Genomic DNA, 19,287 nt, shown 5'->3' with positions numbered 1-19,287 from the left:
TAATCAATGTACATAGTCACTCTAAATTTGGGTCAATGAGATATAGATATCAGCGCCAAATTCAACCTAAACTTAGTGCCATTCCCCGTCATAAATCTCAGGCTAATATTTACCGAGGTTTATATCAACTGGCGGTTGAAAAAAAGCGCCTAACCGAAGAATTGGAGGTTTTACAAAGTCGCAGCCAGATCATAGAACAACGACTCGCATTGATTGAAGACCAACTAGGAGAACTAGAAAAAGATGTAACTCAATTATCAGTTCCACCTTCCCCTAAACCTCAAAATAATCTTCCTGTCAATAATCCAGAACCACCACCTAAGTCTAACCCCAAAAATTCCAGCAATCTTAATACGTTTATGGTGGATTATTAGGAAAATTCCAGGCGGTTTTATGGTATAATAACCGAAATACAAGACCGCCTCTACAGGACTTCTAACACTGCTTTCGGGGATAATTTACCCTTAAACCAAACTACACGCGCGGGAATATCACTAATTTCAACTCCCGCTTTAGCTAGGTTTAAACGTTCAGAAATAGCTAAAATTAAATGGTCGCATTCTGACTGTCGGACTTGAGAGAATTTCTTTCTTAAATACTCCGGTCGCCAATAACCAACTATTTCTAACAGAAACATTCTACCATCAGGATGAACTAACCGAAAATCGGGAATCATCACACTACCAGGAATGGGAATTAAATCTACTTCCCTTTCTAGTCGCCACTCGGTTTTTAGGGAACTCCAACGGTCAGCAAAAGACTCCTCAATCATGCTGTCGTAGGCTTTACTTGGGGGATAGTGGCTAACTAATTGACAGTCAGAATTGATGGTGTAACGACCCTTTTTAATTTCCTTAGTATAAGGGTCTCGCTGTTGTAGGGTCGCCTGTAGACTCCATTTAGTGACATGGAGTAAAGCTGGTATCATTTTAGCTAAGGCTAACCCATAGCGTGTACTAGCTTTAAATAAGCTGGTGGGTCCGTCTACTGTAATGGTAAATCCATGGTCTGCGTCTCCTTCAATATACGCCATTAACTGAAATAATTTTAAGTACCGAAACAAAAGTTTATATTCTCCGGGGTCGTTACGGTAGGCGTTGATTTTTATCTCACTAGCACGATAAAATATACCCTGTACTTGTGACAAGTTATAACGGTGAATTAATGCTTCTGGGGTGGGGGTATCAAACTGGGTAAGAATCCGGTTTTCTTGGAGGTCTGCATATAGTCCGTCTTGAATTTCTGAGGGGAAAACTTCCCGTTTTAATTCGGCGGTTAATTTCAGGGATAATTCCTCTAAAGTTTGCGCGGTAGAATAGGGGGAAGGTATCGATTTAGCGGCTGCGGAAAATACCTTTTCTCGTAATTTTTCGGGGTCGAGAGGGCTAAGGATTTCAAAAGTACAAAAACCACTCCTAAGTAAGTGGGCTAATCCTCGTTTGATGCGATAGTTGGGGCTATCTCCTTCTAGGTCTTGGAGTTGGCGGTTTAATTCTCCTTGGCTATGGTTGACGCAGTTGGTAAATTGTTCTATGATTTCGGAGGCGATCGCTAAATTTCCCTGATTAATTGGTAATCTCAGAGGGATAATTGTTTCTCCATTTTGTCGATAGCTGAGTAAATCAGTGGGTAACATATAAGGGTAAAGTTAAGAAGATTATCAGTTGTGGCGATCGCTTTTCTATGGGTGAGGCGGTTGACTCATTCCCATAGACCAGAGAAATGCGATCGAGGCGTGGGTTCGGATTATCTCCCACTTGTCATTGATTTAGCCTCGTATTAAAACATTACCACACTGCGAATAGACTCTCCTCGGTGCATCAAATCAAACCCTTCGTTAATCTGTTCAAAAGGCAAAACATGAGTAATTAAATCATCAATATTAATCTTACCCTCCATATACCAATCAACAATTTTCGGCACATCAGTCCGACCCCTTGCGCCACCAAAAGCCGACCCTTTCCAAACCCTTCCTGTCACCAACTGAAACGGACGGGTACTAATTTCCTGTCCGGCTGATGCTACCCCGATAATAACACTCACCCCCCAACCTTTATGACAGCATTCTAAAGCCTGACGCATAACTTGAACATTACCAATACACTCAAAACTATAGTCAGCGCCACCCTTGGTTAAATCCACCAAATAAGCCACCAAATCACCCTCAATTTCGGCGGGATTCACAAAATGAGTCATCCCAAATTTTTCGGCAATTTCTCGCTTTTGCGGGTTAATATCAACCCCGACAATCATATCACATCCCACCATTTTCGCCCCTTGTATTACATTTAATCCAATCCCCCCCAAGCCAAAAACTACAACTCTAGAACCCGGTTCAACTTTCGCCGTATTAATGACCGCGCCGATACCCGTTGTTACCCCACAACCGATATAACAAACTTTCTCAAAAGGCGCATCTTCCCGAATTTTTGCCACGGCAATTTCTGGCAAAACCGTATAGTTAGAAAAGGTGGAAGTTCCCATATAATGATGAATCATTTTGCCATCTTTAGAAAAACGGCTACTACCATCAGGCATTAATCCCTTTCCTTGGGTTCCTCTAATAGCTTGACAAAGGTTGGTTTTCATGCTAAGACAATACTCGCACTGACGACATTCTGGAGTATATAAAGGGATGACATGATCACCAGGTTTAAGACTTTTGACATCTGGTCCTACTTCTACTACAATTCCCGCGCCTTCATGTCCTAAAATGGCTGGAAATAATCCCTCTGGGTCAGCACCAGATAATGTATAAGCATCAGTATGACAAATTCCTGTAGCTTTAATTTCGACTAACACTTCCCCGGCTTTTGGACCTTCCAGATGGACAGTTTCTAGGCTGAGGGGTTTTCCGGCTGACCAAGCCACGGCGGCTTTAACTTCCATAGTATACCTCTGAGTTGATATGATTATTTAGATTATCATAACTCAGAATCTGGGGATAAATGAATGCAAACAGACTTATTTAATCTGGAAATTAGCCAACCTAAATTTACCTTTGTTGACCTATTCTCTGGTATTGGTGGCTTCCGCATTGCTTTAGAAAATTGGGGCGGTAAATGTTTGGGATATTCGGAAATTGCCGCGAATTCTATACAAGTATATAAACAAAATTTTATCAGAGATGCTAATCTTGATGAACCCAACCTGGGAGATATGCGATCGCTTCATAAATTACCCTTTACGGTCGATTTAATCACGGGGGGAGTTCCTTGTCAACCGTGGTCAATTGCGGGAAAACTTCGGGGGTTAGATGACCCAAGAGGTCAGTTATGGTTAGATACTATTCGAGTGATTAAAATGAATCAACCCTTAGCTTTTATCCTCGAAAATGTTAAAGGTTTGACTGACCCCAGACACCGCCCACAGTTTGAGAGTATTCTTGAGGAATTATCCGCCGCCAATTATCATCTAAAATGGCAGGTAATTAATGCCTCAGATTTTGGCTTACCACAAGACCGCGATCGCGTTTTTATTGTAGGAATACGTCGAGACATTAATCAAGGTAAAAACTTCCAGTTTCCCCAACCTTTAAATCTACATCCAAAACTGTTTGATTTTGTGGAAGGAGTCTCTCAAAAACCCGTGATCAAAAAAAAGTTTTCGCCCCAGGTTTTATTTGGCAACCATATCCCCCCAGCCCGAGGTCGCTTTCAAAAAAATGATGAACTTAATGATTTTTTTCTGTTTTCCGACGTGCGAAATGGACAAACAACTATGCATTCTTGGGATTTAATCGAAACGAGCGATCGCCAAAAACAAATCTGTGATATAATCCTGAAAAATAGGCGCAAAAAAATCTATGGTCCCCAAGACGGGAATCCCATTCCTTTAGCAGCATTACAACAGTTAATTAATGATTTACAAGAATCGGAACTTAATCAACTTATCGACCAACGAATTTTAAGATATGTAGAAAATAGGGGTTATGAATTTGTGAATTCTAAAATATCTTCTGGTATTAACGGAGTCGCCAAAATCTATCTCGCGCACGCCGAAGCGATCGCCACTCTCACCGCGACCGGAACCAAAATATTTGTAGCAACTAAATCCTTTAATTGTCAGAATCATCAACGATATAAGCAAGAGTTTATCAAGACTATCTATCATCCCCAAAAATACAAAGAAATCACCCCCAGAGATACAGCAAGATTACAAGGTTTTCCCGATTGGTTTGTGTTACATCAAAATCCCAGTATTGCCAAAAAACAACTAGGTAATGCTGTCCCCGTCCCCGTAGTCCAGGCAATTGCTAAATTATTATTAAATTTCTGGCTATAAGCATCATATATATGCTAGATGTAGCCACCATACCTATCAATTACTGAATAATTAGCCCAGACCAAGCAGCATTAGTTAATCCTTATATAGCCATATATTTTAATCTCCATGACTGAAAATCCACCATCTCAAGAAAACGCCATATCTAAATTTTTCCAATTTCAGCCACTCCAAACTAACCTGCGAACCGAAATAGTTTCAGGGGTCACGACCTTTGTAACTATGGCTTATATTTTGGCGGTTAACCCCGATATTCTTTCCAATGCCATTTTTTTAGAAACCCCTGGCGACCTATTCGGAGAAATTGCGATCGCCACCGCATTATCCGCCGCCATTGCTACCCTAATTATGGGGCTATATGCTAACTATCCCTTCGCCCTAGCCCCAGGAATGGGTTTAAACGCTTATTTTGCCTTTTCCGTCGTCCTCAGCCAAGGAATTAGCTGGCGAGTCGCCCTAGGCGCAATTTTCATCGAGGGATTAATTTTTATCGCCCTCACCTTTGGAAATATTCGCGCCCAAATTGTCACCGCCATTCCCAGCGGTATTAAACACGCCACCGCCGCCGGAATAGGTCTATTTATCGCCTATATAGCCCTGACAAAGACAGGTTTAATTATCTCATCCCCAGCTACCGTTACCACCCTAGGCGACCTTAGCCAACCCACAGTATTAATCACCCTAATTGGCATTTTAATCACTGCTGCTTTTGTCGTCCGTCGCATTACTGGGGCTTTATTATGGGGTATTATCGCCACCGCATTATTAGGGTGGATTTTAGGCATTGCCCCCTGGCCGCAAGGTATCATTAGTTTACCACAATTTCCCAGAGATTTATTTGGTCAAGCCTTCGTCGGTTTAGGGGGAATATTACAGGGTAATTTTGGGCAACTCTTAACAGTTATATTTGTCTTTCTATTTGTGGATTTATTCGATACCGTCGGCACCTTAACCGGCTTAGGGATGAAAACCGGATATATCAACGAAAAAGGCGAACTTCCCAGGGCAAATAGGGCATTTATTGCGGATGCTGTTGGCACGACAATAGGGGGAATTTTAGGCACTTCAACGGTCACAACTTATATTGAATCAGCATCAGGTATTTCCGAAGGGGGGCGTAGTGGATTTAATGCCATTACCGTGGCGGTTTTATTTTTACTTTCGATGCTATTTATACCTCTACTGGCGGGGATTCCATCTTTTGCTACCGCCCCCACGTTAATTATAGTAGGAGTGTTGATGATGGCTAGTGTCCGGTCAATTGCTTGGGACGACCCTGCCGAGTCTATATCGGCATTTTTAACCCTATTTATTATGCCTCTTAGCTACTCTATTGCTGATGGTTTAGCGGCGGGATTAATTGCTTATCCAATTCTGAAAACCCTCCAGGGTAAATGGTCGGAAACTACTATTGCTATGTGGATTTTAGCTGCCATTTTTTTGTTAAAATTTATTTTAATTGGTGGCTAGTATTGCCTTTATGTTATAATTAGATAGTGGTTGTATTCTGAACTTAATTAAAATAGATGAAGTTCCCTAATATATTCGGTGATTCAACCAATAGTAACCCTAATCCTAACAGTGATCCACGGTTTCAACAATTTGTTGAACGTTTACAACAGGTGGAAGATCGCGATCGCCTAATTCAGGAAACCCTGAATGGGTTACGAAAACACCTGAAAAGCGATCGGATAGTCTTATACTACTTTTATAAGCAGTGGCGCGGACAAGTCACCTTTGAATCACTGCGTTATATCGACTATTCGATTTATGGCTCAACTGGGGCTGATGATTGTTTCAACGATAAATATGCTAGACTCTATTTAGAAGGGAGAATATCGGCAATTTCAGATATTGATGAAGCTGACATTGACTCCTGTCACCGCGATTTTCTGAAAAGCATCAGAGTTAAGGCAAATTTAGCGGTTCCAGTGATTAAAAATCAACAATTATGGGGATTACTAATTGCCCACCATTGTCAAACCCCCCACTCTTGGGTTAATGCCGAAATTGACACCATGAAACAGGCGGCTAAATTATTATCAGAATCACCATTTTTGGACTAATGCCATTAATTACTGTTCATTTTTGCCTGGTATTTGCTTAACCCCGGCATTTTTTATGTTCACAAAACCCACAATTACAGCAGCAATAGGAATGGATAAAAACAAGCCCAAAAATCCGGCAATTCTGGCACCGAGTAATAAAGCAAAAAATATAATAACCGGATTGAGATTAACAGAATTTTGCATAATTCGAGGCATCAAAATATTTTCCTCAATCTGCTGTAATAAAACGCAATAAACTATCACTTGTAAGCTAATTAAAATTCCCTTTGGTAAAACAATTATGGCTGACAGAATAATGCCAATGGTCGCACCGACCCCCGGAATTAAATCAAAAACTCCCACTAAAGTCGCCAAAAATAGTGGATAGGGCGCTTGGAGAATTAAATAGACAAAAAAAGCGGAGACTCCAAAAAAAACGGATAAAATTAATCGACCTCTGAAAAATCCCAAAAAATTATTTCTCAAAGATAAGGTAAAATCCTCGATATTAGATGGGAAAAAACTTTGAAAAGATGCCCAAAGTTCCTCGCCATTAAGTAGCATAAAAAATGTGACTACTAAGACGATAATAAATTCCACCAAACCCGATAAAATTTTCCCAACAGCCGCCGTCCCAAAGCCAAATAAATTGGAGACTTCCTGCTTTAAATCCTCTTGTAAAAAATCTAAATTAACCCTGATATTGGCATTTTTTAGCAAATTTTCTATTTGGTCAACAAGATTGACAAAAGAATCCAATAAATCTGGTGCTTGGCTGACAAATTGTTGCAACTCGGAAACTATAGCCAAGCCCAAAGTTGCTACTAAACCTATGAGCAATAATAAGCTAGTTAAAAACACGACTACAACGGCGACAGTATGGCTGGTATATTTTTGTAGCCATTGCACGGGATAATTGAGTAAAAAGGCAAAAATAGCGGCAAAGACAAAAACAATTATGATGGTTTCAAAATAAGCAATAAATTGAATAAACGCCCAGCCAAAGGCAAACAGGAGCAAATAACGAACTAAACGAGAATTACTAAAAAAATTCTCAAAGGGTCTACTGGTCTGTTTGCTCATCTGTAAATAGCACTCAAAAGTTGCTCTATGGAAATCTCAATAAAAAGGGAGAATCGGAACTGCCAAAGACAGTTCCGTAACTCATAACTAAGCCTTGCGTTTAGCAACTAACATCCTTTCGACACTCATACTTCCCACTCCGACAATTACCAAACCCATTCCTGAAATTTGCCTCAAGGTCAAAGCCTCACCAATAATCAGAAAAGCCAGCAAAGCTGTTAATGCAGGTCCAGAAGTGCCGATAATGGAAGCTAATGCAGCCCCGGCGGAACGAATAGCGAAGTTATTAAGTAAATAACTCAATAGGGTTAGTACGCCCAAAATCGCCCCACCGATGATAATGGGATTCCATAAATCGGGGTTAACTTCTAATCCGAGATTATCTGGTAAGAACATCAAACTTAAAGCACAAAAGACAAAAATGGAGGCAAAATTGACCAAACTAAATGGAATTGGGTGCAATTTTCCGGCAGCAATTTGGGTGAGTAGTACATAACCAGCAAAGGCAATTCCCGCCCCCAAGGCTGCTAAAACTCCAATTTCGGTATTACCTGCGGCTCCTCCAAAAAAGTTAGGTAGAGATAAAATACCACCAATTAAAATGGTGACCATTGCTCCTATTCTAATTAAAGTAGGCCGATCGCCAAAAAGTCCCCAGGAAGCCAAAACGGTGATAATCGGGTAGACAAAGAAGATGGTAATGGCAATCCCTGTGGGAATTTCACCGATCGCAATATAGATACAAACCTGAGACAAAAACAGGAAGAAACCGCTACCGATAACCGTTACAATAAGTCTAGAGTCTCCGGAGTTCAGAAATCGGCGAATATCAGTCCAAACCGCCGGATAGAGAAAAGTTGCCAAAAAGGGCATGAGTAGCATTACCACGATCATTCGCAGCAACAGAATCAGTAGAGAATTTCCCAAACCCGGAGTAATCACCCCATCGACCTCAAACAGCCCAAACATGACTTTGGGAGTATCAGAGGTTTTGAGAAGAATCCTCAAACAGACATTAAACAGGGACAGTACCAAGGCGGACATGAGCGCCAAAAACAAACCCACCTGCACACTAGAAGGGGGACTAGGAGTCTGAGGCGGTTTATGTGTAATCTCAAGTTCCTGCTTGTCACGGGAGCCTGGCGGTAACACGCGGGGTGAATCTGCTGTTAACTCTTCGGTAGGATTCAACTGCTGTCGCAACCGATTTACGACGGTTTCTAGCAAGGTCTCAACCTGCTGTTCCAGGCTTTGCATATTGCTCAACCGCTGAGATAAATCGCTGTGATAGCTATTTAACTCCTGCTGTAGACCGTGAAAAGTCTGATTGAGACTGCCTTCTAAAACTGCTTCTAACTCCTGGGGAGCCAAATCATCCGCCTCTGAACTTCCCGACAGCATAGGAGTAGCCTCTCCTGAAAGCAAAGGTTGATCAGATTCAACCCGTATTTGATTAATACGCGCAATCAGTTCCCGTTGCAAATTATTAGCTAAAATTTGCGCCAGTTGCTTGAGCCACACCCGTTGTTTGGCTAGGTCCCGTTCGGATAAAGTTTCTGATTGTTGTGATTGCAACTCCTGATGTTTTCGTTGGAGGCTTTCAATATCAGCGATCAGACGATCTTTATCCTGCTGAAGTCGTAGGACATCCTGTGATAGCCGATCCCTAAAATTCCGGTGGAAAGCCTCCACCTCTTGAATGACTGTATTTAAGACCTCTTCTGGTGGTCTACTGTCATCATTACCGGAGGGTTTCGGTTGATAGTCTTGTTTCCCCATAGCGCGATTAACCTCTGAATCGATCTGAAGCATGAGAGCAAATCTGGCCCTATTATGTTTTTCTCTTTACTCTGCTCTCAGGCTTACTGTCCACTCATTCATTAAAACAGGAAAGGCACAATCGTACACTTAACTTGACAAGAGGACAGACTATTAGGCACTGTTGGGCAGTTATTAGAGATAACGGGGCGCGATCGCCAATTTGGCATCTAACTAGGGTGCGTCAGGTTGAGGTAATTAACGGGAAACCCGAAACCATCAACTACTGACGCAGGTTCTAACTAGCTTGGCATCATTAGATGAGGTCTAAGGTCAAGCATTATGGCTTAACGCCCAATCCTTAGCCCAATTTAGGGTTTGCTTTACGGTTTCCATACTATCTGCCTCGCAGTAAAGGCGCAAGACTGGTTCGGTACCACTAAAGCGGATTAGTAACCAACGGTTATCGGCTAATCGGAACTTGTAACCATCTACAGTCAGACAATCAACTACTTTCACGCCAGCGATTTCTGTCAGAGGGTTATTATCTAACTCAGTGACTAGCTTCTGACGCACATCCATACTAGCTAAGGGTAAATCAATGCGATCGTAAGCTGAACTGAAGTTTACCTGCTGCTGTAGACGGTGATAAGTTTGGCTCAGGTCTTCCCCTGACTCTACGACGGATTCTAGGACATAAAGGGCTGACAGGAGTGCATCCCGTTCGGGGATATGATTGCCATAACCAATGCCTCCGGACTCTTCACCGCCAATTAGTACGGCATTGGATAACATCCGATCAGCAATATATTTATAGCCAATGGGGGTTTCGTACAATGGCAGGTTAAACATTTCTACTATCCGAGGAATTAGGTCAGAACCACTCACGGTTTTGATTACTTCCCCAGTAAATCCCCGTCTGGTTGATAGGTGTTCTAGCAGAATCGGAATTAGAACCTGAGAACTGAGGAAATTTCCCTGGCCGTCTACTGCTGCAATGCGATCGCTATCTCCATCAAAAACTAGCCCGACTGTGACTCCATTAGCTTTGGGGGCATGGCTTTTAATCTGTCGGAACAGTTCGGACAAATAGCGGGGTAAAGGTTCCGGTGCGCCGCCGCCAAACAGCGGGTCGCGATCGCTATTAATTTCCTGTACACCATCGCCAATCAGTCGCCCCAGTCCTCCGGCTGCCGCACCGTGCATCACATCAGCAAACACGGTCAACTTTCCAGAAGCGATCGCCTCATGAATAGCAGCCATATTGACTTTGGATCTCAAAGTTTCACAATATCCCGGCCAAGGGTCGAAGGATTCCAAACTACCAGGAATCTCGGCATCTGAAAGAGGCTTATCTAAAAGGCTTTCAATCTTTTGGGTGACATCAGGATTCACTGAACCACCAAATCCGCCCTTCACCTTGAGTCCCAAATATTTACCGGGATTATGGCTGGCGGTAATCACGATCGCCCCTAAAGCCTGCTGTTGATAGGCTGCCAGACTAAAAGCGGGAGTTGGTGCATAGCTGCTGCTAAGTTTAACATCAAACCCCGCCTGTTGAATGGCTGCGGCCGCTGCCCCAGCAAACTCTTCCGCCAAAAAACGGCGATCGTAACCAACAATTATAGTTTTATTGCCGGTGTCGGGAAACGTTTGTTGTAGCACCATTGCGGCCAACGGAGCCACCAACCTAACTCGCTCAAAGGTGAAATCATCAGCAATTACGCCTCGCCAGCCATCAGTACCAAATTTAATGGGTTGAGTCATTGGGTTATCCTAGCTAGAAAGCTGCCAAACTATGCACCATCGGGGGTGATTCTATTAAGTGACGTACACCCGCCACCCATGCCAGACTATGGTGCGGGCTTCTCCCACGGCGCGAGTATTACCTCTGTTTAGCCGATTCGAGCCTCTTATAGTGAGGAATACGCCGAGCGGGGCGGGTTTATTAATATCCTGGTGGGGTCCGAGAATTTACTGCGGAACCCGGAGGGCGGGTTTATTAATATCCTGGTGGGGTCCGAGAATTTACTGCGGAACCCGGAGGGCGGGTTTATTAATATCCTGGTGAGGTCCGAGAATTTACTGCGGAACCCGGAGGGCGGGTTTATTAATATCCTGGTGAGGTCCGAGAATTTACTGCGGAACCCGCCCCTACCATTATTGTTCTGGATTCGGGAGATTTGTCTGTGAAAACCGCCCCCCATTCCCAGACAGACTGTGAGGGCGGGTTCCTTTCCTACGCGCGACTCTATTTCCACCCCCGTTACTCGTGAACCCTCCCCTACTTGAGGTCAGGCTGGAGTATTAAATCAGTTAAAAGGAAGGTTGGTGACGGATGAGATTCAAAAATTCTTCCCTGGTCTTCTGATCATCTTGGAAGACACCAATCATGGCACTGGTAACTGTCCAAGAACCTGGTTTCTGCACCCCTCTCATTGCCATACACATATGGCTTGCTTCCATCACCACCGCTACCCCTTGGGGTTCTAGGACGCTTTGGATAGCTTCGGCTACTTGTCGGGTCAGACGTTCCTGCACCTGAAGGCGACGGGAATACATCTCTACCACACGAGCCAGTTTGCTTAATCCAATTACCTTTTGGTTGGGAATATAAGCCACATGGGCTTTACCCATGAAGGGTAGCATATGATGTTCACACAAGCTAAAGAAATTAATATCCCTGACTAAAACCATCTCTTCATGTCCTTCGTCAAAGATGGCATCATTTACCAGTTCTTCCAGGGATTGACTGTAGCCGTTGGTCAGAAATCGCATGGCTTCGGCGACTCTTTTCGGGGTTTTTAGCAGTCCTTCCCTTTCTGGGTCTTCCCCTACCCCTAACAAAATAGTTTCTACAGCACCCATCATTTCTTCCTGAGTAACTTCCCTCCTGCCCAGGTTTTGAGGGCTGGCGTGCCAAGAAGAACTCCGATCCGGACGGGTGGCAATGCGACTCTGGTTATCTACATTTTTCATGCCATTGGGATTAGATGTATCGGCAGAATTAAAACTGTTTGACGATGCGATGGTCATAATAAATTGAAAACAATTCAGAACAAAGTGAAATGGTTAACAGATAACAGAATTACACATTTAGAACGTACCGATATTGGGCATTAAAATCAGTTCATCAATGGTAGCTTCTGGCGGCAGTTGCACTGTGTGTACAACTGATTTAGCAACGGTTGACGGGGTTAACATCAAACTGCGATCGAAATCAGCTTCCACAGTTTCTGTATCCCATAAACCAGTATTTACAGACCCAGGACATAATGCGGTCACTCTGATTCCATAGGGTCGCTCTTCGATCGCTAGGGCTTTTGATAGCGCCATTAATCCGAATTTGCTCACACAATAAGCACCCCAATTGGGGAAGACTTGCTTACCACCAATGGAAACAATATTGACTATGGTTCCGTCACCTTTTTCTCGCATTCCTGGTAATACACCTTTAATACATTCAAAAACACTGGTCAAATTTAAATCTATAATCTTTTGCCAGTCTTCTAAAGGTGTATTAGCCAAGGATTCTGTATAGCCCATGCCTGCATTATTCACTAGAATATTGAAGGGGCCAAAGGCTGCGGAAATGGTGGCAATTTGCGCGTGAACTTGGTCGGTTTTGGATAGGTCTAAGGCGTAGGCTTTCGCTTCTACTCCCGCTTTTCTGGCTTCTTCGGCTACGACCTCTAATGCTTCTAGCGATCGACTCACTAACGCGACATGAATGCCAATATCTGCAAAGGCTAGGGCAATTTCCTTGCCAATGCCACTACTGGCCCCTGTGATTAGCGCTCGTCGTTCTGGGGGTGAACTCATTTACGGTTTGGATGAGGTTTGCTTGGTTTTAACTGATTTAACAACTGCTGCAATTGCTGATTGTGAGATAATTGTTAAAATTTGTTACTCAGACATTATATCTCTCATAAATACAATCGCGCAAAATTTTGACCAAAAATACCTGAAATGCCTCCCTGACTTATGCCGGAACTATCTCCGAAAATACCCCGATCTGGCGGAATTTCTGATAGCGCATTTCTCGGCGCTGCTCAGGGGTTAAAGACATTAATTCACCCAAAGTCCTTACCAGACATTGCTTGAGCTTTTCAGCGGCCTGTAGGGGGTTGCTGTGCGCTCCCCCATCGGGTTCTGGTACAATCTGATCGATAATCCCTAATTCTTTGAGATCTGGGGCAGTAATTTTGAGAGCCTGAGCGGCTTGGGGCGCTTGGCCTGCATCTTTCCAAAGGATGGCAGCACAAGCCTCTGGGGTGGCTACTGTATACACAGAATGCTCGAGCATTAATAGCTGTTCCCCTACTCCTATACCTAAAGCTCCCCCTGACCCTCCTTCACCGATCACTGTGCAAATAATCGGAACATCTAGGCTAAACATTTCTCTTAAATTATAGGCGATCGCCTCCCCTTGACCTAATTTTTCCGCATCTACCCCAGCCCAGGCTCCGGGAGTATCGATAAAGGTTAAAATTGGCATACCAAAGCGGTTGGCGTGTTCCATCAGTCGCATCGCCTTCCGGTAACCTCCCGGGGCGGCCATGCCGAAATTCCGAGCCACATTATCTTTAGTGTCTCTACCCTTTTGATGGCCTAGCATTACTACCGCTTGATTCGCTAAACGCCCTACTCCCCCCACTAACGCCGGATCATCATACCCTCGGCGATCGCCATGTACTTCCATCCACTCATCACTCATCGCTTGGATATAATCTAAGGTGCTGGGGCGACGTGGATGCCTCGCTAGTTGCAGACGCTGCGACGGTGACAGGCTACTAAATATTTCCTGTCTCAGTTGGGTCGCCCTGCTTTCTAACTGCCGAATTTGATCAGAAACATCAACCCCATTTTCCTCCGCCAGTTGGCGAATTTGATCAATACGAGCCTCCAGTTCGGCTAGGGGCTTTTCAAAATCTAGTAAAATTGGTTTGCGGTTGGGTGTGGCCACGCCTCAATTAACCTTTAGTAGCGAGTAAGTACAATCTTTTGGTGATTTACCTGGGGCTGAGGTGGGGGTGAGTTTCCCACTTCCCCCTACAGCCCAGGCTTCCTGTTTCATCCGCCGTTGTCAACCTTGGACCAGCCAATTTTGGGTCAATCACAGCGTCTAGCTTTTTTACAAAAGTTCGCCCACCACGGCTACTATTTTGCTCCGATTGCCCCTAATTATACCACCAATTGGTATCAGGCTGTCTCGCTCATATCTTTTTGGCGCTCTCGCCTCAGAATTGCTATTCTACATCGGTTTTCTGGGCATTTTCTCCGGCGCAATTCTCACATAAACCATGCACTGTCACTTCGTAACTTTCCGCCACTAAACCTGACCCTAATTGGCTCAGATCTACTTGCGAGAGTTTTTCCCAAGCAATATCTGCGATCGCTTTACACTGGCGACACTGAAAATGGTGATGCGGCGCTACATTTCCATCATACCTGGCTACCCCCTGCTCCAGCAACACTTCCCGCACTAACCCCACTTCCTTTAGTAGTTGCACAGAAGTATAAACTGTCGCCTGAGAAGATACCGGAAAATCCTTATTTAAATCTGTCAGCAGTTGTTCCGCCGTGGGATGGTCAGCACGAGACAACAGATTAGCATAGATCGCAAAACGCTGAGGAGTTACCTTTAAACCCTTCCCCTTCAGCCGTTTGACAATTTCTGTTCGCTCTAGTCCACTCTCCATCTCAGATCGCTGTTTGTTTGATTTTGGCTACTCATGTCCCCATTATATCTATTTCTAGTCCAGAGTCAACTTGAAATCAGACTCATTCTTAAAATAGTTATAAATACTCATTTACAAATCAACAAATCAGAATTATTCTTAGTTAAGAACATTTTTAGTAAATTTCCTCAACAAACTATGGTTATCGAAAAAGTACCCGACGTTGTATTCAAAACCCGCGTTCGTGACGAGTCCGTAGGTGGCCCTAACCCCTTCCGTTGGCAAGACAGAACCACCCAAGAAATTTTTGGCGGTAAGCGAGTTGTCGTCTTTTCCCTACCTGGTGCTTTTACCCCTACTTGTTCCTCCACACACCTACCCCGCTATGAGGAACTCTACGATGAGATCAAAGCTCAAGGAATTGATGAGATTGTCTGCGTTTCTGTTAATGACGCTTTTGTAATGTTCCAATGGGGTAAACAACAAGGCGCTGAAAAAGTCTTCTTACTCCCTGATGGTAATGGCGAATTTACCCGCAAAATGGGGATGTTGGTTGATAAGTCTAACCTCGGTTTTGGGATGCGTTCTTGGCGCTATTCTATGGTCGTTAACGATGGCAAAATTGAGAAAATCTTTGTGGAACCAGACTTCGGCGATAACTGCCCCACAGACCCCTTTGAAGTCTCTGATGCTGATACCATGTTGGCTTATCTGAAAGGTTAATCCCTCCAACGCCCCCCTCATTATCAGGGGGGTTTCTCGATATTTCCCCTTGACATTTTTGGGGATTTTAGCTAATATAGTAGCGTGGGAAAATGTGGGCGCATATATAACGTCTATATTAATCCCCCCCAGTCCTTGGCAGTCTGGGGAGAAAACTCCCGAAGTTTCTATCAGTCAGCACCCCCGGCTGAAGCACAGGGGCTTCGTGCCCCCCTTTCAGGTAGCTGACCAGCTATAGCCTTAACTGGCTACGTTCAGAGCAAGAGTTAAAGTTCCTACCCTGGAATGCGTGCTAGTTCCAGGCCCTAGAACCGAATCGTTAAACATCTCTAAGGGGTTAAGGACGTGCGATTTGGATAGTACCGACTCTGAACATTGGCGTTCGCGCAGCGTGCGCGTTAGCGCAAGCGCAAACATTACCCCGCAAGGGAGTCGGAGCCAACCATAGCTCCATGGAGGGGCAACCATACCCCTCCACCCCGCAAGGGGGTGCTGGCGGCTAAAGCCGCTTGAGTCGGTTTTCCTCTCCGCGATAAATCACGGAGCTTCCAACCCTCCCAGGAGTTTTACGTGAATTATAGGCGCTGTTGCAATTGATTTTTCGATCGCACCGCCGGGGGGAAACCGGGTTGAATTTTCAGAGCTTCATCATAAGCATCGATCGCCTCGTTATATCGGCCCATTCTTTCCAAAACTAAACCCCTATTCACCAAAATCAAGGGATCTTGGGGTTGAATTTCCTGGGCTTTATCGAAGGCATTGAGCGACTCGTTATAGCGCCCTTGATGACTAAAAGCGATCGCCCTACCCACTAATGATTGATGGTCATTAGGATTAATATTCAAAGCCCGGTCGAAAGACTCCAGAGCCGCATTAATCTTGGAATTAGCCATTGACGTATTTCCTTCAGCCCTTAGCGCCTGACTCCACTGGCTGAGAGCAAACCCCCGATCTCGTAGAGCCGGGACAAAGGAAGGCCGCAACTCAATCGCTCGGTCATAGGCGGCGATCGCCCCTTCAAAATCTCCCCGACCACCAGCCAGGATAGAGCCTCGATTATGCCAAGCTAGATGAGACTCTGGCTGAACTTCAATAGCGCGATCTGATATGGTCACCGCCTCTTCAGTACGTCCCAGGGGAGAAAACAAGACATTGCCCTTTTGTAGTAAGGCTTGAAAGTGCTGTGGGTTAATTTCCAAAGCCTTCTGATAGGACTCTAAAGCCTGTTCATGGCGGCCCAACTTACTCAGTACAGAACCGCGTTCCACCCAAATTTCGGCTCGTCGAGGTTGTTCTCTCAAAATATCATCATAGGTAGCCAGTGCTTCCGAATACACCTGCGCCGCCTCAGCCATTTTCCCCTGATATTCCAGAGCGATCGCCTTACTTTGCCAAACACTAGGAGCAGATGGTCTAATAGTCTTCGCCTGATCAAAAGCCGACACCGCCTCATCGTATCGCTGCAAACCAATTAAAGCAATACCCTTACCATGCCAAGCCCTGGCATTATTAGGATCAATAGCGATCGCCTGTTCATGAGCATCTAAAGCCTTCTGGGGTTCTCCCATTTGGTAAAGTAATGTTCCCTTACTCGTCAGCACATCAGAGTTTTCCGGGTCTAGTTCCAGAGCTTTTTGATAATCTACCAAAGCGCGATCGTGCCTTCCCAATTCCGCCAAAGCATCGGCTTGACCCGCCCAAGCAGTCGCATGATTAGGTTGAATTTCAGTAGCGCGAACAAACATATTGCGAGCATCTTCGGTGTTACCATCGTTTAACAGTTGATTACCCCGTCGCACATAGTAAGCAGGTCTAAAAGTCGGCACTACTAGCTCAAACAATCCCAAAAACACCCCACACCCAGCCAAAGCCGCCCCGACATACCATCCTTTTACCGATAACCCTTTGGAAACCTTTGTCGGACTGGACTTAACCAGAGTTGGCAACTGCGCCACACCCGGACTAACTGAGGGTGCAATAGTTGGAGGTAAATTATTTGCCCCTCCAGTCCCCGTCATGGTTTGTTGTCTGGTTTCTTCCCCATAAATATTTCCCCCAGTGGCGGGGGGGCGCACTTGAGTCGCGGCGACTACTCCCCCGGCATTGGTGAGCATAGTTGGGTCATTTACCACCTGTCTAAGCCGTTGCACGTCAGCCAAAACCTCTCCGGCGGACTGATAGCGATCGACCAGATGAGATGCCACCATCCGGTCTAAAATAGCACAGAGTCCGTCACTAACACAGGCTTTCGGCTTCCAGATTGATTCTCCCGTCTGATCTCGTTCTAATTGGTGAGGGTGAATACCTGTTAAAGCCCTAATTGCGGTCATTCCCACCGCATACAAATCACTACTAAAATGGGGTTTCCCCTGAAGTTGCTCTGGTGGCGAATAGCCGTATGTACTAATAGCAACGGTCAAATTAGAATCACTACCCCCGGCTGCTTTCTGAATTTGTTTAACCGCCCCAAAGTCAATCAGCATCAACTTTTGATCCGCATGGCGTCGCATAATATTAGAGGGCTTAATATCCCGATGGATCACGTTTTGCTGATGGACATAATCCAAAATTGACAGAATATCCTCCAAAAAGTCAATTACCTGAGCTTCTGTCCAATGGCTGCCAGGGGGTAGTTCTTCTGTTAGGGGTTCCCCCCTTACTAACTCCTGTACCAGATAAAATTCCTGGTCTTCTTCAAAGTAAGCATACAATGTCGGGATTTGAGGATGGCGCGAACCTAAGCTATGCAATACTTGAGCCTCGCTGTTGAATAGCCTTCTAGCTGTTTGCAGGGTTGCTGGATCAGTAATTTGAGGTTTGAGTTGCTTAACGATACATTCTGGGTTTCCAGGCAACTGACTATCCTCGGCCAGATAGGTCTGGCCAAATGCTCCTCCTCCAATCCTTTGTAGTAATTTGTAGCGCCCACCAATAACTTTAGGAAGCATTCAGTTTAGCCTCAAGAAAATTTCAGATTTTGGCACATTGTAGGGGCAGGTCGGTACTTTTCTCGCTATACTATGGCATTGATAGCCATTATAGCAGGTTAAACTAGCCCTGAAAACCACCTTGGTTCCCTAAATTTATCCCCAAAACATTGTGATATGCTCAAAAAAGCGACTTTATTAGAAGCCATTGCCGGGAAAAATCGAGGTTTACTGGCTACAGAGAGCGACAAAACTGCTATTCTCTCTGCGATCGCTCAATTGGAAGATTATAATCCCACCCCTCGACCTGTAGAAGCACTTGAGTTATTAGATGGCAATTGGCGACTACTTTACACCAACAGCCAAGAACTCTTGGGGATTGACCGCTTTCCGTTTTATAATTTGGGGCAGATTTATCAATGTATTCGCGCCCGCAATGGCAAAATTTACAACATTGCTGAAATTGTCGGCATCCCCTATTTGGAAGGCATGGTTAGTGTGGCTGCCCGGTTTGAAGCGGTTTCTCAAAAGCGATTTCAGGTCAAATTTAACCGTTTTGTTATCGGCTTACAGCGTCTCATATCCTATCAATACCCTAACCAGTTTATTGATGAAATTGAATCTGATAAAAAGTTCTTGGCTGTAGATTTTACCCTCCAAGAACAGCAACAACAAGGATGGTTAGATATTACTTATTTAGACGAAGATATGCGGATTGGCAGAGGCAATGTTGGTAGTGTGTTTGTCCTCACCAAAGTTAAATGATACCCATAGCCCTACCCT

General features: G+C 44.5%; 18 protein-coding genes and 1 pseudogene. 7 read left to right on the top strand and 12 right to left on the bottom strand.

Annotated features, from left to right (window positions below):
* Positions 1-35 precede the first annotated feature (35 nt).
* Complete coding sequence (locus NLZ44_RS19870; protein WP_493750902.1) at positions 36-374, top strand: sugar ABC transporter ATP-binding protein; 339 nt, start codon at positions 36-38, stop codon at positions 372-374.
* A 50-nt stretch (positions 375-424) separates the two neighbouring features.
* Here the strand turns inward: NLZ44_RS19870 and NLZ44_RS19865 are convergent, their stop codons facing one another.
* The 3 genes from NLZ44_RS19865 to NLZ44_RS19855 are packed head-to-tail and all read right to left on the bottom strand — an operon-like array spanning position 425 to position 2,889.
* Positions 425-1,636, bottom strand: coding sequence for a DUF790 family protein (locus tag NLZ44_RS19865; protein WP_493750901.1), 1,212 nt, complete (start codon positions 1,634-1,636; stop codon positions 425-427).
* Entirely contained in the window at positions 1,623-1,757 is a 135-nt protein-coding gene (locus NLZ44_RS19860; RefSeq protein ID WP_493750900.1) for a hypothetical protein, read from the bottom strand. Before NLZ44_RS19860 ends, NLZ44_RS19865 begins: the two co-directional genes overlap by 14 nt.
* Before the next feature lie 22 nt (positions 1,758-1,779).
* On the bottom strand, positions 1,780-2,889 hold the full coding sequence (locus NLZ44_RS19855) for an S-(hydroxymethyl)glutathione dehydrogenase/class III alcohol dehydrogenase (RefSeq protein WP_493750899.1): 1,110 nt from the start codon (positions 2,887-2,889) through the stop codon (positions 1,780-1,782).
* A gap of 63 nt (positions 2,890-2,952) precedes the next feature.
* Between NLZ44_RS19855 and NLZ44_RS19850 the strand changes: the two genes are divergently transcribed.
* From NLZ44_RS19850 to NLZ44_RS19840, 3 genes are all read left to right on the top strand, one after another.
* Positions 2,953-4,284, top strand: a complete 1,332-nt coding sequence (locus tag NLZ44_RS19850) for a DNA cytosine methyltransferase (protein WP_493750898.1) — start codon at positions 2,953-2,955, stop codon at positions 4,282-4,284.
* Between the two features lie 108 nt (positions 4,285-4,392).
* Positions 4,393-5,754, top strand: coding sequence for an NCS2 family permease (locus NLZ44_RS19845; RefSeq protein WP_493750897.1), 1,362 nt, complete (start codon positions 4,393-4,395; stop codon positions 5,752-5,754).
* Between the two features lie 56 nt (positions 5,755-5,810).
* Entirely contained in the window at positions 5,811-6,350 is a 540-nt protein-coding gene (locus tag NLZ44_RS19840; RefSeq protein WP_493750896.1) for a GAF domain-containing protein, read from the top strand.
* 9 nt (positions 6,351-6,359) lie between these two features.
* Here the strand turns inward: NLZ44_RS19840 and NLZ44_RS19835 are convergent, their stop codons facing one another.
* Both NLZ44_RS19835 and NLZ44_RS19830 read right to left on the bottom strand, forming a co-directional pair.
* A complete protein-coding gene (locus NLZ44_RS19835) occupies positions 6,360-7,415 on the bottom strand; it encodes an AI-2E family transporter (RefSeq protein ID WP_493750895.1) in 1,056 nt (351 codons plus the stop codon).
* A gap of 87 nt (positions 7,416-7,502) precedes the next feature.
* Positions 7,503-9,227, bottom strand: coding sequence for a DMT family transporter (locus tag NLZ44_RS19830; protein ID WP_493750894.1), 1,725 nt, complete (start codon positions 9,225-9,227; stop codon positions 7,503-7,505).
* 101 nt (positions 9,228-9,328) lie between these two features.
* Here NLZ44_RS19830 and NLZ44_RS19825 point away from each other — a divergent pair, with 101 nt between their 5' ends.
* Complete coding sequence (locus tag NLZ44_RS19825; protein WP_006625749.1) at positions 9,329-9,463, top strand: hypothetical protein; 135 nt, start codon at positions 9,329-9,331, stop codon at positions 9,461-9,463.
* Positions 9,464-9,506: 43 nt separating this feature from the next.
* Here NLZ44_RS19825 and NLZ44_RS19820 read toward each other — a convergent pair whose 3' ends face one another.
* From NLZ44_RS19820 to NLZ44_RS19800, 5 genes are all read right to left on the bottom strand, one after another.
* Positions 9,507-10,940, bottom strand: a complete 1,434-nt coding sequence (locus tag NLZ44_RS19820; protein WP_493750893.1) for a phosphoglucomutase/phosphomannomutase family protein — start codon at positions 10,938-10,940, stop codon at positions 9,507-9,509.
* 549 nt (positions 10,941-11,489) lie between these two features.
* On the bottom strand, positions 11,490-12,209 hold the full coding sequence (gene folE / locus NLZ44_RS19815; protein WP_006625752.1) for a GTP cyclohydrolase I FolE: 720 nt from the start codon (positions 12,207-12,209) through the stop codon (positions 11,490-11,492).
* Between the two features lie 60 nt (positions 12,210-12,269).
* On the bottom strand, positions 12,270-12,995 hold the full coding sequence (locus NLZ44_RS19810; RefSeq protein ID WP_493750892.1) for an SDR family oxidoreductase: 726 nt from the start codon (positions 12,993-12,995) through the stop codon (positions 12,270-12,272).
* Positions 12,996-13,155: 160 nt separating this feature from the next.
* Positions 13,156-14,139, bottom strand: a complete 984-nt coding sequence (accA, locus tag NLZ44_RS19805; protein WP_493750891.1) for an acetyl-CoA carboxylase carboxyl transferase subunit alpha — start codon at positions 14,137-14,139, stop codon at positions 13,156-13,158.
* A gap of 283 nt (positions 14,140-14,422) precedes the next feature.
* The gene (locus tag NLZ44_RS19800) at positions 14,423-14,875 is read right to left on the bottom strand and encodes a Fur family transcriptional regulator (RefSeq protein ID WP_315639729.1); all 453 of its coding nucleotides are present in this window, start codon (positions 14,873-14,875) and stop codon (positions 14,423-14,425) included.
* A gap of 177 nt (positions 14,876-15,052) precedes the next feature.
* On the opposite strand from NLZ44_RS19800, the gene NLZ44_RS19795 reads away from it, so the two are divergent.
* On the top strand, positions 15,053-15,577 hold the full coding sequence (locus tag NLZ44_RS19795) for a peroxiredoxin (protein ID WP_062945938.1): 525 nt from the start codon (positions 15,053-15,055) through the stop codon (positions 15,575-15,577).
* Between the two features lie 416 nt (positions 15,578-15,993).
* On the opposite strand, the pseudogene NLZ44_RS19790 reads toward NLZ44_RS19795, so the two are convergent.
* Together NLZ44_RS19790 and NLZ44_RS19785 are read right to left on the bottom strand one after the other, a co-directional pair.
* Positions 15,994-16,175: pseudogene (locus NLZ44_RS19790) on the bottom strand (hypothetical protein).
* On the bottom strand, positions 16,153-18,525 hold the full coding sequence (locus NLZ44_RS19785) for a tetratricopeptide repeat protein (RefSeq protein WP_493750890.1): 2,373 nt from the start codon (positions 18,523-18,525) through the stop codon (positions 16,153-16,155). Before NLZ44_RS19785 ends, NLZ44_RS19790 begins: the two are co-directional and overlap by 23 nt.
* Before the next feature lie 156 nt (positions 18,526-18,681).
* Here NLZ44_RS19785 and NLZ44_RS19780 point away from each other — a divergent pair, with 156 nt between their 5' ends.
* Complete coding sequence (locus NLZ44_RS19780; RefSeq protein ID WP_493750889.1) at positions 18,682-19,269, top strand: PAP/fibrillin family protein; 588 nt, start codon at positions 18,682-18,684, stop codon at positions 19,267-19,269.
* The last annotated feature ends 18 nt before the right edge of the window (positions 19,270-19,287 follow it).

The sequence above is a fragment of the Arthrospira sp. PCC 9901 genome (assembly GCF_059013425.1).
This window is presented reverse-complemented; position numbering and strand designations above follow the sequence as displayed.

Excerpts from the sequence above, each read along its gene's own strand:
- NLZ44_RS19870 (WP_493750902.1), top strand. The coding sequence starts at position 36 with ATGAGATATAGATATCAGCGCCAAATTCAACCTAAACTTAGTGCCATT.
- NLZ44_RS19865 (WP_493750901.1), bottom strand. The coding sequence starts at position 1,636 with ATGTTACCCACTGATTTACTCAGCTATCGACAAAATGGAGAAACAATT.
- NLZ44_RS19855 (WP_493750899.1), bottom strand. The coding sequence starts at position 2,889 with ATGGAAGTTAAAGCCGCCGTGGCTTGGTCAGCCGGAAAACCCCTCAGC.
- NLZ44_RS19850 (WP_493750898.1), top strand. The coding sequence starts at position 2,953 with ATGCAAACAGACTTATTTAATCTGGAAATTAGCCAACCTAAATTTACC.
- NLZ44_RS19845 (WP_493750897.1), top strand. The coding sequence starts at position 4,393 with ATGACTGAAAATCCACCATCTCAAGAAAACGCCATATCTAAATTTTTC.
- NLZ44_RS19840 (WP_493750896.1), top strand. The coding sequence starts at position 5,811 with ATGAAGTTCCCTAATATATTCGGTGATTCAACCAATAGTAACCCTAAT.
- NLZ44_RS19835 (WP_493750895.1), bottom strand. The coding sequence starts at position 7,415 with ATGAGCAAACAGACCAGTAGACCCTTTGAGAATTTTTTTAGTAATTCT.
- NLZ44_RS19830 (WP_493750894.1), bottom strand. The coding sequence starts at position 9,227 with ATGCTTCAGATCGATTCAGAGGTTAATCGCGCTATGGGGAAACAAGAC.
- NLZ44_RS19820 (WP_493750893.1), bottom strand. The coding sequence starts at position 10,940 with ATGACTCAACCCATTAAATTTGGTACTGATGGCTGGCGAGGCGTAATT.
- folE (WP_006625752.1), bottom strand. The coding sequence starts at position 12,209 with ATGACCATCGCATCGTCAAACAGTTTTAATTCTGCCGATACATCTAAT.
- NLZ44_RS19810 (WP_493750892.1), bottom strand. The coding sequence starts at position 12,995 with ATGAGTTCACCCCCAGAACGACGAGCGCTAATCACAGGGGCCAGTAGT.
- NLZ44_RS19800 (WP_315639729.1), bottom strand. The coding sequence starts at position 14,875 with ATGGAGAGTGGACTAGAGCGAACAGAAATTGTCAAACGGCTGAAGGGG.
- NLZ44_RS19795 (WP_062945938.1), top strand. The coding sequence starts at position 15,053 with ATGGTTATCGAAAAAGTACCCGACGTTGTATTCAAAACCCGCGTTCGT.
- NLZ44_RS19785 (WP_493750890.1), bottom strand. The coding sequence starts at position 18,525 with ATGCTTCCTAAAGTTATTGGTGGGCGCTACAAATTACTACAAAGGATT.
- NLZ44_RS19780 (WP_493750889.1), top strand. The coding sequence starts at position 18,682 with ATGCTCAAAAAAGCGACTTTATTAGAAGCCATTGCCGGGAAAAATCGA.